At 70.1% G+C, this 14,146-nt stretch carries 10 protein-coding genes; 5 read left to right on the plus strand and 5 right to left on the minus strand.

The features are described from left to right. Positions 1–61 precede the first annotated feature (61 nt). Positions 62–1,132: a class I SAM-dependent methyltransferase gene (locus tag A5752_RS12895; protein WP_067085693.1), complete on the plus strand. Its 1,071-nt coding sequence runs from the start codon at positions 62–64 to the stop codon at positions 1,130–1,132. Between the two features lie 7 nt (positions 1,133–1,139). Here A5752_RS12895 and A5752_RS12900 read toward each other — a convergent pair whose 3' ends face one another. The 4 genes from A5752_RS12900 to A5752_RS28225 all read right to left on the minus strand — a co-directional run bounded on the left by A5752_RS12900 (position 1,140) and on the right by A5752_RS28225 (position 4,460). Beyond that, the gene (locus A5752_RS12900) at positions 1,140–1,847 is read right to left on the minus strand and encodes a sirohydrochlorin chelatase (protein WP_067085695.1); all 708 of its coding nucleotides are present in this window, start codon (positions 1,845–1,847) and stop codon (positions 1,140–1,142) included. Positions 1,848–1,854: 7 nt separating this feature from the next. Next, complete coding sequence (locus tag A5752_RS12905) at positions 1,855–2,547, minus strand: phosphoadenylyl-sulfate reductase (RefSeq protein WP_067085755.1); 693 nt, start codon at positions 2,545–2,547, stop codon at positions 1,855–1,857. 8 nt (positions 2,548–2,555) lie between these two features. Continuing rightward, entirely contained in the window at positions 2,556–4,238 is a 1,683-nt protein-coding gene (locus A5752_RS12910) for a nitrite/sulfite reductase (protein WP_067085697.1), read from the minus strand. Between the two features lie 111 nt (positions 4,239–4,349). Beyond that, complete coding sequence (locus tag A5752_RS28225; protein ID WP_353612402.1) at positions 4,350–4,460, minus strand: Ms4527A family Cys-rich leader peptide; 111 nt, start codon at positions 4,458–4,460, stop codon at positions 4,350–4,352. Between the two features lie 138 nt (positions 4,461–4,598). On the opposite strand from A5752_RS28225, the gene hemW reads away from it, so the two are divergent. From hemW to A5752_RS12930, 4 genes are all read left to right on the plus strand, one after another. Beyond that, the gene (hemW, locus tag A5752_RS12915) at positions 4,599–5,738 is read left to right on the plus strand and encodes a radical SAM family heme chaperone HemW (RefSeq protein ID WP_067085758.1); all 1,140 of its coding nucleotides are present in this window, start codon (positions 4,599–4,601) and stop codon (positions 5,736–5,738) included. Between the two features lie 125 nt (positions 5,739–5,863). Continuing rightward, positions 5,864–6,379 carry a sigma-70 family RNA polymerase sigma factor gene (locus A5752_RS12920; protein ID WP_067085699.1) on the plus strand — a complete coding sequence of 172 codons (516 nt, stop codon included), beginning with the start codon at positions 5,864–5,866 and terminating at the stop codon, positions 6,377–6,379. Then, positions 6,376–7,074 carry an anti-sigma factor gene (locus A5752_RS12925; protein WP_067085700.1) on the plus strand — a complete coding sequence of 233 codons (699 nt, stop codon included), beginning with the start codon at positions 6,376–6,378 and terminating at the stop codon, positions 7,072–7,074. The genes A5752_RS12920 and A5752_RS12925 overlap by 4 nt, the downstream gene beginning before the upstream one ends. A gap of 180 nt (positions 7,075–7,254) precedes the next feature. Next, positions 7,255–12,426: a type I polyketide synthase gene (locus A5752_RS12930; RefSeq protein ID WP_067085702.1), complete on the plus strand. Its 5,172-nt coding sequence runs from the start codon at positions 7,255–7,257 to the stop codon at positions 12,424–12,426. Positions 12,427–12,439: 13 nt separating this feature from the next. Here the strand turns inward: A5752_RS12930 and A5752_RS12935 are convergent, their stop codons facing one another. After that, entirely contained in the window at positions 12,440–14,122 is a 1,683-nt protein-coding gene (locus tag A5752_RS12935) for a (2,3-dihydroxybenzoyl)adenylate synthase (RefSeq protein WP_067085704.1), read from the minus strand. Positions 14,123–14,146: the final 24 nt, after the last annotated feature.

Genomic DNA, 14,146 nt, shown 5'->3' on the forward strand with positions numbered 1-14,146 from the left:
CGACTGAAGATGGGGCGATTGCCCCATTCCGCGCGGGCGATTCGCCTGGTTGGGTGGTGTTATGAACACCTCGAGTACACCGACCCTGGTCGACCAGGACAAGCTGATGAACTTCGTCTTCCGCGCGGTCGAGGAGGCGGGCGCCGCACTCAATTGCGCCCTCGTGGTCATGGGCGACCGTCTCGGGTACTACCGGTCGCTGGCCGAACACGGGCCGAGCACTTCGGCCGAACTGGCCGAGCGCACCGGCACCGACGGGCGCTACGCCCGCGAGTGGCTCAATGCGCAGGCGGCCGGATCGTTCGTCGAATACGACCCCGAGACCGGCCGGTACCTGTTGCCCCCTGAGCAGGCCGTCGCCCTCACCGACGAGACCAGCCCGGCGTTCGTCGGCGGTCTGTTCCAGATCGCCCACGGAACCGCGGCGGACGCCGCCCGGATCGTCGAGGCGGCGTCGAGCGGTCGGGGAGTCGGCTGGGGCGATCACAACGCCGATGTCCACGTCGGATGCGAACGGTTCTTCCGCCCGACGTACACCGCGCACCTGGTGGACGACTGGCTCCCGGCGCTGGACGGCGTCGTGGACAAGCTGACGTCCGGCGCCAGGGTGGCCGACGTCGGTTGTGGCCACGGGGCATCGACATTGCTGATGGCACAGGCGTTTCCGGCGTCGACGTTCGTCGGCGTCGACGGTCACGCGGGATCCATCGACGTGGCCCGCGAGCGCACTGGGACAACCTCAGCGGTCGAATTCCGGGTCGCGCCGGCGGACGCTTTCGACGGTGGACCGTACGACCTGGTGACGATGTTCGACTGCCTGCACGACATGGGCGATCCGATCGGCGCCGCGCGCCACATCCGCGAGGCCATCGCCGGGGACGGCACGTGGATGGTGGTCGAACCGGCAGCCGGCGACCGGGTCGAAGACAACCTCAATCCGATCGGGCGCGCGTACTACGGCTTCTCCGCGCTGCTGTGCACACCGTCGTCGATGGCACAGCCGGTCGGCATGGCGCTGGGCACTCAGGCGGGCCCGGCCCGCATCCGCGACGTCGTAACCGAGGCGGGCTTCGGCCGGTTCCGGCTGGCCGCGCAGACCCCGTTCAACAACGTGTTCGAAATTCGGCCCTGATGCCCGGTCAGGCGGCGGCCGCGGCGCCCGCGGTGATCGCGTCGTAGCGGTCCAGCACCGTCGCCGCGACGAGGTTGTGCGATCCGAGTGGCTCGGCCATCGCGATACCCTGCGCCGCAGCGTATTCCGCGACGCGATCGGTGATCCGGCCGTGCGCCAGGAACCATGGCGCGATGACCAGACGTTCCGCACCGCGGGCGCGCAGGCGCTCGGCGGCGTCCGGGAGGTCGGCGTACGGTCCGGTGGCGAACGCGACTTCGGCTCCCGCCCAGCGGGTTCCGGACCGCAGCACCTGCGCGACCGTCGCGGTCCTGGCATTCGCGTCCGGGCGTGACGACCCGACTGCGACGACGAGGACGCCAACGCCTTCGTCGTCGGGGGAGACGCCGAGCTCGGCAAGCCGCTGACGCAGCACCGTCAGCAACGCCGGATCCTCACCGAGCACCTCGGCCCGGTCGACCATCGCGCCCGAATCTTCGATGACCGCAGGGATGTCGACGCGCGCGTGAAATGCACTGGCCAGCAGGAACGGAACCACCACACCGGGGGTATGCAGGCCGCTCAGCGTGTCGAACAGGCTGGGCCCGTTCTGCTCCAGAAACGCCGGACGGACGTCGAGCCAGGGCCGCAGTCTCCGGATGCGGCCCGCGACGGCGTGCGTCACCGCCGCGGAGCGCGGGTCGGCGCTGCCGTGCGCGGTCAGCACGAGCGTCACTGCGGCCTCACGAGGCGTGCAACCCGCATTCGATCTTGCCGGTGCCCGCCCAGCGGCCGCTGCGCGGATCGGCGCCCTCGACGGGCTTCGCCGTGCACGGTGAACAGCCGATCGACGGATAACCCTCGTAGACAAGCGGATTGACCAGCACGCCGTTGGCGTCGATGTATTCCTGCATGTCGTCGTCGGTCCAAGCCGCCAGCGGGTTGATCTTCACCAGCCCGAAAGCCTTGTCCCAGCTGATCAGCGGCGCGTTGGCGCGCGTGGGCGCCTCGACTCGGCGGATGCCGGTCACCCACGCCGAGTAACCGCGTAGCGCCTTCGACAGCGGCTCGACCTTGCGCATCCGGCAGCACTCGTTGGGCTCGCGGGCGAACAGGTCCTTGCCGAACAACTCGTCCTGCTCGGTGACGCTCTTCTCCGCGGTGACGTTGACGATGTTGACGTCGTACACCGCATCGACGGCGTCGCGGGTGCCGATGGTCTCCACGAAGTGGTAGCCGGTGTCGAGGAACAGGATGTCGACTCCCGGACGCACCTTGGCGGCCAGATCGATGAGCACGGCGTCCTGCATGTTCGAGGCCACCACGTAATTGCCGCCGAAATGCTCGTCGGTCCAGCGCAGCAGGTCGTTCGCGCTCGCCCCGTCGAGTTCGGCGGCACCGCGCTCGGCCAGTGCCTGCAGTTCGATCTCGTTCATCAAATCCGTCACCGCAAATCCGCCTCGTCTGCTCGTATTGCCCACGTAGCGAAACGCTCGCCCTGCTCGCGTTGTTTCACAAAGTTGCGAACCACCCGGTCGATGTAGTCGCCGAGCTCGGTGGCCAGCACCTTGTGCTGGCGCAGCTTGCGGCCGAAACCGCTGTCGAGCCCGAGGCTTCCGCCCAGGTGCACCTGGAAACCCTCGACCGAGTTGCCGTCGCCGTCGTCGACCATCTGGCCCTTGAACCCGATGTCGGCGACCTGGATGCGGGCGCACGAGTTCGGGCAGCCATTGATGTTGACCGTGATCGGCACGTCGAGCTGCACGTTGATGTCCTCGAGCCGCTTCTCCAGTTCCGGAACCAGGACCTGCGCACGGTTGCGGGTCTCGGCGAACGACAGCTTGCAGTACTCGATGCCGGTGCAAGCCATCAGGTTCTTGCGCCACGCCGACGGCCGCGATGGCAGCCCCAGCGCGTCGAGCTCTTCGACGAGCTTGGCAAGGTTTTCATCGGGGACGTCGAGGATGACCAGCTTCTGGTACGGGGTCAGCCGGATCCGGTCCGAACCCGCTGCCTCGGCGAGGTCGGCCACCTTGGTCAGGATCGTGCCCGACACCCGGCCGGCGATCGGCGCGACGCCGACCGCGTTGCGCCCGTTCTTGAGCTTCTGAATTCCCACGTGGTCGATGGGGTGCTTGACCGGCTCGGGTGCAGGGCCGTCGATCAGCTTGCGGCCCAGGTACTCGTCCTCGAGAACCTGACGGAACTTTTCGACGCCCCAGTCTTTGATCAGGAACTTCAGCCGGGCCTTGCTGCGCAGGCGCCGGTAGCCGTAGTCGCGGAAGACCGACGTCACGCCCTCCCAGACGTCCGGAACCTCTTCCAGCGGCACCCACGCGCCGAGGCGCTGGGCGAGCATCGGGTTGGTGGACAGCCCGCCGCCGACCCACAGGTCCAGGCCGGGGCCGTGCTCGGGGTGGTTGACGCCGATGAACGCGACGTCGTTGACCTCGTGGGCGACGTCCTGCAGGCCCGAGATCGCGGTCTTGTACTTGCGCGGCAGGTTGGAGAACGCGGGATTGCCGATGTAGCGGCGCACGATCTCGTCGACGGCCCAACTCGGGTCGAGGACCTCGTCGAGCGATTCGCCCGACAGGGGGCCACCGAGCACGACTCGGGGGCAGTCACCGCACGCCTCGGTGGTCTGCAGGCCGACCGCGGCCAGCCGCTCCCAGATCTGCGGTACGTCCTCGATCCGGATCCAGTGGTACTGGACGTTCTCGCGGTCACTGATGTCGGCGGTGTCGCGGGCGAACTCGGTGGAGATCTCGCCGATGGTGCGCAGGGCCGCGGCGCTCAGCGCGCCGCCGTCGCAGCGCACCCGCATCATGAAGTACTTGGCCTCGAGCAGATCGGCGTTCTCGTCGCCGGTCCATGTGCCGTCGTAGCCCTGCTCACGCTGGGTGTAGAGGCCCATCCATCGCATGCGGCCCCGCAGGTCCTGCTTGTCGATGCTGTCGAAACCGCGCTTGGAGTAGATGTCGAGGATGCGGGCGCGCACGTTGAGCGCGTCGTCGTCCTTCTTGAACTGCTCGTTGGCGTTGAGCGGCTCGCGGTATCCGAGTGCCCACTGCCCTTCGGCGCGGGTCTTCTTGGCGGGTCTCGGTTTGGATTCCGCGGTGGTCATGGGGTGGCTCCTTGGTGGAGCCGGCGTTCGAATCGCGCGTGGTCACCGGGTGGCTGTCCGGCGGCGCAGATCCGGCGGCCAGCTGTACGTACGGGTGGGCTGGGACCTAGATCAAGCGCAAGGCAGACAACAACAGGTACACACGCGCTTGAAGTCGACGTGCCGACGCGCCACCAGCGATACGCGCTGGGGGAAGATGCGGCCGGCAGTCACGTCCGCCATTCTGCCACGGACACCCGCACCAGCCCTAACCGGGCGAGATTTGCGCTCACGGTGAGCAAAACCGCGGTCTGGGAAACTGGCTGGGTGACCGTCCGAACCGCAGCGACTCCGAAGGCCGCACCGGCGGCGCTGCCGGCGATGACTCCTGCGCCCGGACGGCCGTTCGGCGTCTACATCCACGTGCCGTTCTGCGCCACCCGCTGTGGCTACTGCGACTTCAACACCTACACCCCTGGCGAGCTGGGCGGGGCCAACCCCGATGGCTGGCTCATCGCGCTGCGGGCTGAGTTGGCGCTGGCCGCGCGGCACCTCGGCCGCATCCCCGAGGTCGACACCGTGTTCGTCGGCGGAGGCACGCCGTCGCTGCTGGGCGGGTCCGGCCTGGCGGCGGTCCTCGACGCTGTGCGCGCGCACTTTCCGCTGGCGGCGGGGGCCGAGGTCACCACGGAGGCCAACCCGGAGTCGACATCTCCGGTGTTGTTCGACGAGCTCCTCGCGGCCGGATACACCCGGGTGTCGCTGGGCATGCAGTCGGCGGCCGCGCACGTGCTGGCCACGCTGGACCGCACGCATTCGCCGGGGCGGGCGCTCGCCGCGGCCCGGGAGGCCCGCGCCGCCGGGTTCGAGCACGTCAACCTCGACCTGATCTACGGAACGCCGGGGGAGTCCGACGACGACCTGCGGCGCTCGGTCGACACGGTCGTCGAGGCCGGCGTCGATCACGTGTCGGCGTACGCGCTGGTGATCGAGGACGGTACGGCGATGGCCCGACGGGTGCGGCGCGGTGAGCTGGCCCCGACCGACGACGACGTGCTGGCCCGCCGCTACGAGTTGGTCGACGCGCGCCTGGCGGCCGCCGGTTTCGCCTGGTACGAGGTGTCGAACTGGAGCAGGCCGGGCGGCGAGTGCCGGCACAACATCGGCTACTGGAACGGCGGCGAGTGGTGGGGCGCCGGGCCGGGAGCGCACGGCTTCGTCGACGCGGTGCGCTGGTGGAACGCCAAACACCCGAACGCGTATGCGCAGACGCTGGCCGACGGTCGGCTGCCGGTGGCCGACTTCGAGCACCTCGACGCAGACACCATGCACATGGAGGACGTGATGCTGCGGGTGCGGTTGCGCGACGGGCTGCCGGCCAGCGTGCTCAGCGCGCCCGAACGCGAGCGTGCCGCGGTCGCGGTGTCCGACGGGCTGCTGCGCCGGGCCGCCGACCGGCTGGTGCTCACCGACCGCGGCCGGCTGCTGGCCGACGCGGTGGTGCGCGATCTGCTCGCCTGAACATGAGCTTGTGCACGAAAATCCGCCGATTTCTCGCACATAACCTCACGTTCGCGGGCCGGGCGTTGAACGATTGACCGGTGATTGTCGTTGTGATCAGCGATGACGACTGCGGTGGATGAGCGATGACACCCGACCCCGCGCAGGCCGAGCTGCTGCGCGCGATCCACGACGAGCACAGCCAGGCACTGCTGCGGTACGTGTTGCGGCTGACGCGCGGCGACATGCCGTTCGCCGAGGACGTGGTGCAGGAAGCGCTGCTGCGGCTGTGGCGCAAACCGGAGATCCTGCAGCAGCCGGGCGACGCCGCGCGGGCGTGGCTGTTCACCGTCGCGCGCAACCTCGTCATCGACGACCGGCGCAGCGCGCGTTTCAGCCGCGAACTGCAGACCGATGACCTGCCCGAGCGGCCCTCGCTCGACGCGATCGGTCCCGCGGTCGACAAGTGGGTGCTCGCCGACGCGCTGAAAGCGCTCAGCGCCGACCATCGCACCGCGATCGTGCGTGCGTACTACCTCGGCCAGACTGTGGCCGACATCGCCGCGCATGAGGGGATTGCGCCGGGAACCGTGAAGTCGAGGCTGCACTACGCGTTGCGCGCGTTGCGGATCGCGCTGCAGGAAAGGGGGGTTGTCCAATGAGCCAGGAGTTCGACCGGACACCCGATGACGACCTCGCCGAATGGGATGCGGCCTACGTGCTCGGCGCGCTGAGCCTGGAGGACCGGCGCACTTACGAGGACTACCTCGCCGCGAACCCGGGCCGCGCCGCCGAGCTGACCGAGCTGGAGGAGATGCCCGGAATCCTGGGCGCTCTCAGCCGCGACGAGGCCCTCGCGTTGACCGATCTGGGCCAGGCGCCCGCCGACTCCGACGTTGCATCGCTGGCCCAGGCCGCGGCGAAGCGTCAGCGGCAGTCGCGCCGCACGAAGCTCGCAGCGGCGGTGGCCGTCGCGGCGGCCCTCGCGATCGTCGGCGGAGTCGTCGGCGCGACGGTGTTCCCGCGCACGCCGTCGGTGCAGACGGTGGCTTTGGAGCCGATGCAGCCCGGTCAGCGCCAGGGCCTGACCGCGCAGTTGGCCGTGTCGGAGAAGAAATGGGGCACCGAGCTCAACTGGGCGTGCGAGTACACCAAGGAATGGGCCCGCGACGTCGAGAGCTACGACATCGTGGTGACGACGCGCGACGGCGCGCAGACCGCCGTCGGTTCGTGGCGCCCGTCGGGGGACGAGGCGACCGGGCTGTCCGCGGCGACGAGCATCCCCACCTCGGAGATCCGCAGCATCGACATCCGGGTGTCGGGCAGCGACGAACCGCTGGCCATCCGCAACCTGTGACGGCGTCGACGCGGCGACGCCGCGGCGCGAATTGACGTCGCGGCAATCCTTTTGGGCGTGACCGGCACCACGCTCGCGCCGCCTGCGTAGCTCCCACAAATGAGCGCGGTTATGCCAGTATGGCCGCCATGGCGTGTGGCTTCTTAGGCAAGGCTATCCAGACTTCGGGACAACGCTGACGTGACCGATACCGCCTCACCCGACGATTCCGCGAGCCCCGAACCGATCGCGATCATTGGGATCGGTTGCCGCGTGGCCGGTGCGATCGGCACGCCGGAACACTTCTGGAACTTCCTCCTCGACGGCGGCAGCGACGTCCGTGAGGTCCCCGCCGAACGCTGGGAACCGTACCTGCACCGCGACCCGCGCAACGCCGCAGTGCTCAAGGACGTCACGCGGCTCGGAACGTTCCTCGACGACCTGCCCGGGTTCGACGCCGAGTTCTTCGGCGTCTCGCCGCGCGAGGCCGAGCTGATGGACCCGCAGCAGCGGCTGGCGCTCGAGGTCAGCTGGGAGGCGCTCGAACACGCCGGCGTCCCGCCGAAGACGTTGGCGGGCAGCGACACCGCGGTGCTGATGGGCGTCAACTCCGACGACTACGGCAAGCTCATCATGGAGGACCTGCCCGGCATCGAGGCGTGGACCGGGATCGGCACGTCGCTGTGCGGGATCGCCAACCGCGTCTCGCACCTGCTCGACCTGCGCGGGCCCAGCGTCGCCCTCGACGCGGCGTGTGCGGCCTCATTGGTCGCCGTGCATCAGGCGTGCCAGATGCTCAACGCCGGTGAGACGTCGCTGGCGCTGGCCGGCGGTGTCAGCGCGTTGATCGGCCCAGGCCTGACCCGCGTGCTCGACGTGGCGGGTGCGACGGCGCCCGACGGCCGGTGCAAGACCTTCGACGCCGCCGCCGACGGTTACGGACGCGGCGAAGGCGCAGGCGTGGTGGTGCTCAAACGGCTCGCCGACGCGCTGCGCGACGGGGACCACGTGTACGCCGTCGTGCGCGGCGGCGCGGTGGCGCAGGACGGGCGCACCGTCGGCATCATGTCGCCCAACGGCGACGCACAAGCCGACATGTTCCGTCGCGCATGCCGATTCGCGGGTGTCGAACCCGCAAGCGTCGGCTTCATCGAGGCGCACGGCACCGGCACACCGTCGGGTGACCCCACCGAGGTGCGGGCGCTCGCATCGGTCTACGGAGCGGACCGGCCCGCTGACGCGCCGTGTCGCATCGGGTCGGTGAAGCCCAACGTCGGCCACCTCGAGGGTGGTGCCGGCGTGGTGGGGCTCATCAAGGCCGCGCTGGCGCTGCACCACCGGACCATCCCGCCGACGGCGGGCCTCACCTCGCTGACCCCGGCCGTCGACTGGGCCAACAGCGGCCTGCGGGTCCCGACACAGGTCGAACCGTGGGACGGCGACGGTGCACAGCGACGCGCCGCGGTGTGCAGCTACGGCTACGGCGGCACGATCGCCCACGTGCTGCTCGAGGAGGCGCCGCCTGCTGTCACGAACGATCCAGCGGCGCAGCGTCTTCCGGCGATCATCCCCGTCTCGGCGCGCAACGTCGCGCGACTGCGCACACAAGCCCGCGCGCTCGCCGAACACCTGCGGGACCACTCGGCGCCGATCGAGCGCGTCGCGGCGACGCTGTGGACGCGGCGCTCGCACGAATCGGCCAGGGCCGCGGTGGTCGCCGACGACACCGATGCTGTGGCGGCCGCGCTGACCGCACTGGCCGAGGACGTCCCGGACCCGTCGGTGGTGACCGGGACGGTGCTGCCGGCCGCGACGAACGGTGCGGTCTGGGTCTTCTCCGGCCACGGCTCGCATTGGGCCGGTATGGGGCGCGAACTGCTGGCCGCCGCACCGGAATTCGCCGCCGTGATCGACGAGATCGATCCCGTGTACACCGCCGAGCTCGGTTTCTCCGCGCGCGAGGCGTTGAGCACCGGTGAGCTCGGTGGCACCGACCAGGTGCAGGCGCTCACGTTCGCGATGCAGGTGGGCCTGGCCGCGGTGCTGCGCGCGCGCGGCGTCACGCCCGCCGCAGTCATCGGGCATTCTGTCGGCGAGGTCGCCGCATGCGTCACCGCGGGCGTATTCGACCTGACAGTGGGCGCTGCCGTGGCGTGCTATCGCGCCCGCGGCTTCCGATCGGTCATGGGCAAGGGCGCGATGGCGCTCGTGCGGCTGCCGTTCGCCGAAGCCGAGCGACGACTCGACGGGCGGACCGACGTGGTGGCGGCGATCAGCGCATCGCCCGAATCGACAGTGATCTCCGGCACGGTGACCGCGATCGACGACATCAGCCGGCAGTGGACCGACCAAGGCATGATGGTGCGCCGCGTCAACACCGACGTCGCCTTCCACAGCCCGGCGATGGACGCGCTCACCGCAGAGCTCGGTCGCCTCACCGCGCAACTGCCACCGTCCGAAACACCCGAAACTCAGCTATACACAACGGCATTGACCGATCCGCGCTCGACGGCGCCACGCGATCAGCACTACTGGGTGGCGAACCTGCGCGACCGGGTACGGTTCTCCGAGGCCGTCTCTGCTGCGATCGAGGACGGGCACCGGCTGTTCCTCGAGGTGTCGGCGCACCCGGTGGTCGCGCACTCGATCGTCGAGACGCTCACGACGACCGGTGTCGACCAGCACGCCGTCGTCCCACTGTTGCGTCGCGACCGTCCGCAGATGCATTCGGTGGCAACGGCGGTCGCCGCCCTGCACTGCCACGGCGCGCGGGTCGAGCACCGGCTGTCGTCCACGCCGTGGGCGGCCGACCTGCCGGTCACGCAGTGGCATCACCGTCGTTTCTGGCGCACGCCCACCCCGCCACCCGGCGGCCGCGGCGTGCACGACGTCGACACCCACGCCCTGCTCGGCGGCCGGCTCGAGGTGACCGGTGCGGTGGCCGCCAAGATGTGGCAGACGCGCGTCGACCTCGACACCCGCCCGTATCCGGGCAACCACCCGGTGAAGGGCACCGAGATCGTGCCCGCCGCCGTCATCGTCAACACCTTCCTGGGCGCCGCCGACGAACTCGACTCGCCCTGTGACCGCGCAGGCAGGGACCTCGTGGACGTCCGGTTGCGCACACCCGTCGCACCGGGGCGGGCCCGCGACGTCCAGGTGGTTCTGCAGGACCGCGCGCTGACGCTGGCCACGCGCCTCGTCGACGACGACGAGGACGCCGACGAGGGCGGTTGGCTGACCCACAGCAGCGCGGTGGTCGCCGCCGACGACGACATCGAAGACCTCCTCGGCGGGGTGCTCGACGAATCGGCCACACGGGACGCGTGCCGCGAGCCCCTCCCGTCGGATCATGTGGTGGACACGCTCGCGACGCTCGGTGTCGCCGCGATGGGATTCGATTGGGAGATCCTCGAATTGCACGGAGGCGACGGCGAACTGCTCGCCAGGGTCGCCGCCCGCCGCGACCGCACGAAGCCCGACACCTGGGCGCCCCTGCTGGACGCGGCGACGTCGGCGGCTTCCACGGTGTTCGACGGGCCGCCGCGGCTGCGCATGCCCGCTCATATCGACCGCGTGCAGGTGCACGGCCGCCCGCCCGCGGTGGCGTTGCTGCATGTTCGGCGCAGGCCCGGGACCACCACGACCGACGTCGTGCTCGCCGAGGAGTCCGGTAAAGTCCTCGCCTCGCTGATCGGCATGTCGTTCGAACAACTCGAAAGCCCTTCCGGCAGCGACGTTTCCCAGATGCTGCACCGCCTGTCGTGGCAGCCGGTGCCGTGGCAGGCGGACGGCCGGCCCGGTGCGGTCGCGATCGTCGGCGGGGACGGCGCCGCGCGCGAGTTCGTGGCGCGTGACCTGTCGGCGGCCGGCGTGCCACATGGGTTCTACCGCGACGCCGCGGAACTGGGCTCTGCCGCAGCGTCGTTGGATCGCGACACCGTGGTGCTGGTGCTCCCGGACCAGCACGACACACCGGAACGGTCGGTGGAAGTCGTGACACAGACGTTGCGCGGACTGCTCGAACACGGCGCCAAGGCGCGGATGTGGGTGCTCACGCAGGGCGTGCACGAGGGCGCGAACGTGATACACGCCCCGCTTTGGGGGCTGGCCAGGGTCGCCGCGGCCGAACACCCGAAGAACTTCGGCGGCGTGCTCGACATCGCTTCCGCCGAACTGCCGGTCGGCGTCCTCGCCTCGGTGCAGGGTCATCCGGTCGTGGTGTTCCGCGACGGTGTCGCCCAGTCGGCGCGGCTCGCGCCCGCGGGGCGGGGGATGGGGACGCCGATGCAGTGCTCGGCCGGCGGCACGTACGTTATCACCGGCGGCACCGGTGCGCTGGGCCTGCGGATGGCGCAGCGGTTGGCCGACATCGGCGCACGGCGGCTGGTGCTGCTCTCGCGCAGCGGCATGCCCGATCGCTCTGCGTGGCAACCGGATTCGGATCTGGTCCACACCGTCACGGCGCTCGAGGAGCGCGGTGTGTCCGTGCGCGCGGTGGCGCTGGACATCGCCGCACCCGGGGCGGCCCACGAGCTGCGCGCCGCGCTGCGCGACCTGCCCCCGGTGCGCGGGGTGATCCACGCGGCCGGCGTCGAAGCCGGCGCCTTGCTGGTCAACACGACGCCCGAGGACTTCACCGCGGCGATGCGTCCCAAGGTCGACGGCACACTGACCTTGCACGAGGTGTTCCCGCCCGAACAACTGGACTGGCTGGTGCTGTTCTCGTCATGCGGTTACCTCGCCGGCTTCCCCGGCCAGGGCGCCTACGCGTGCGCGAACTCCTTCCTCGACGGAATGGCGCGGCACCGCCGGTCTCTCGGTGACCGCACCGTCGCCGTCGCCTGGACCGCGTGGCGCGGCCTGGGCATGGGCTCGACATCCGGCTTCGTCGCGGCCCAACTCGACGCGCTGGGCATGGACACCATCGGCGCGGACGAAGCGATGCGGGCGCTCGACCTCGCGATGCGCCACGACGACCCGAACATCGTTGTGCTGCCCCTGCTTCCGGCGGCCGCGTCGGTGCCGATGCTGGCCGACGTCGCGCCGACGGAGTCCGAGGGTGCGAGCGAGGACGTGCCGGACGTCAGCCTGGTCGACGCCGACCCGGAGCGCATCGCCGCGGTCGTCGTCGCCGCCGTGGCCGCCCAGCTGGGGGTGGCCGAGGCCGACGTCGACACGAGCCTGCCGTTGGTGGAGACCGGCGTCGACTCGATCATGACGGTCGGGCTGCTCAAGCAGTTGGAGAGGCAGACCGGACTGTCGTTACCGCCGACCCTGCTGTGGGAATACCCCACTGCGGGGGCGGTTTCCGAGCGACTCGTCGAACTGCTCGAGGCGCCGGAAGCGGCCGAGAAGGTCGAGGTGTCCTGAGCGGACCTCGGGCTCAGGACGTCAGCTGCGCGACGACCTTCTTCTTGTCCACCTTGCCGACCGCCGTCTTGGGCAGCGTGGGCAACGGCGACAGCACGTCGGGCCTGCAGTGCGCCGAGACGCCGCGCTCGTCGAGGAACCGGTTGAGTTCGACCAGCGAGATCGGCGCGGCCTTGAACACCACTGCGGCGCAGATCTTCTCGCCGAGGAACTCGTCCGGAAGTGCCATCGCCGCGGCGGCGTAGATCGCCGGGTGGGCGAACAGATGCTCCTCGAGGTCTGACGCCGACACGGTCTCACCACCGCGGTGGATGACGTCCTTGATGCGCCCGGTCACCTCCACATAGCCGGCCCGCGGGCCGTCGGCGAAGATGCGCACTCGGTCGCCGCTGCGATAGAAGCCGTCGGGGGTGAACGAGCGCGCGTTCGCCTCGTCGGCGCGGTAATAGCCGTTGAGCGTGTAGGGGCCGCGCACCAGCAGTTCGCCTTCCTCGCCGGGCGCCACCTGCGCGCCGGACTCGTCGACGACCCGCATCTCGTCGTGCGGTGACATCGGCCTGCCCTGGGTGTTGACGACGACATCGACGGGATCGCCGGGGCGGGTGAAGTTCAGCATGCCCTCGGCCATTCCGAAGATCTGCTGCAGTCCCGGGGTGAGGCCGGACCGGATGTACTCGGCCTCCTGCGGCGTCATCCGCGAACCGCCGACCTGCACGAGCCGCAGCGACGTCGGCAGCACCGGTTCCCATTCGCACGCCTGGGTCCACACCTTGGCCAGCGCATTCACCAGCGCCGTGACGGTGACCTTGTGCCGGTCGATCAACGCGAACGCCGCCTCGGGGCTGGCGTCGGTGGTGAAAACCGATGTGGCGCCGACGCTCATCGAGCCCAGCAGTCCCGGGCAGGCCAGCGGGAAGTTGTGGCCGGCGGGCAACACGACGAGGTACACGTCGTCGCCGGTGAGGTGACACTCCCGGGCGCTGGCCCTGGCGGTGTAGAGGTAGTCGTTGTGGGTGCGGGCGATGAGCTTCGGCAGGCCCGTGGTGCCGCCGGACACGAGGAGGAGGGCGGGCGCCTCGGGGTCGACGGGCGGGCGCTCGGTGCGCGGACCGTCGAAAGATGCCAGTGCCGACCAGGATTCGAACCGTCCCGGCTCACCGTGGACGAACACGTGTTGCATCGCGGGGTTGTCCCTGACGAGTTCGTCGGCGAGCTCGCGGTAGTCGAAGCCGCCGACCGCATCGGGCACGATCAAGCCCACCGCGCCACTGACCGCGGCGAAATGGTTCAGTTCCGCCGACCGATGGCCCGGCAGACACATGACGGGGACGACGCCGGCGCGCAGCACCCCGAACAGGGCCACGGCGAACTCGCAGGTGTTCGGCAGTTGCAGCAGCATGCGATCACCGGGGACGATGCCGCGGTCGGCCAGCGCGGCAGCGATCCGGTCGGCACGGGCGTCCAGTTCAGCGAACGAGTAGCTGACGGCGTCGTCGATCACCGCGGTCCGGTCGGGCCACGCCGCGACCGCGCCGGTCAGGATCGAGTCGAGCGGTTCGTCGGTCCAGTAGCCCGCGCGCCGGTACTCGTCGGCGCGGTCGGCCGGAAACGGCACGAAACCGGCCGTGAGGTCGCCGAATCCGGTGTTGTCGAGCGGCTGTTCTGCGGATGGGCGCTGCTCAAAACCGGTGCTCATGAAGGATGCGACCTCGTGGGGTAG

It is taken from the genome of Mycobacterium sp. 852002-51961_SCH5331710 (assembly GCF_001665535.1).
Classification (GTDB): Bacteria; Actinomycetota; Actinomycetes; order Mycobacteriales; family Mycobacteriaceae; genus Mycobacterium.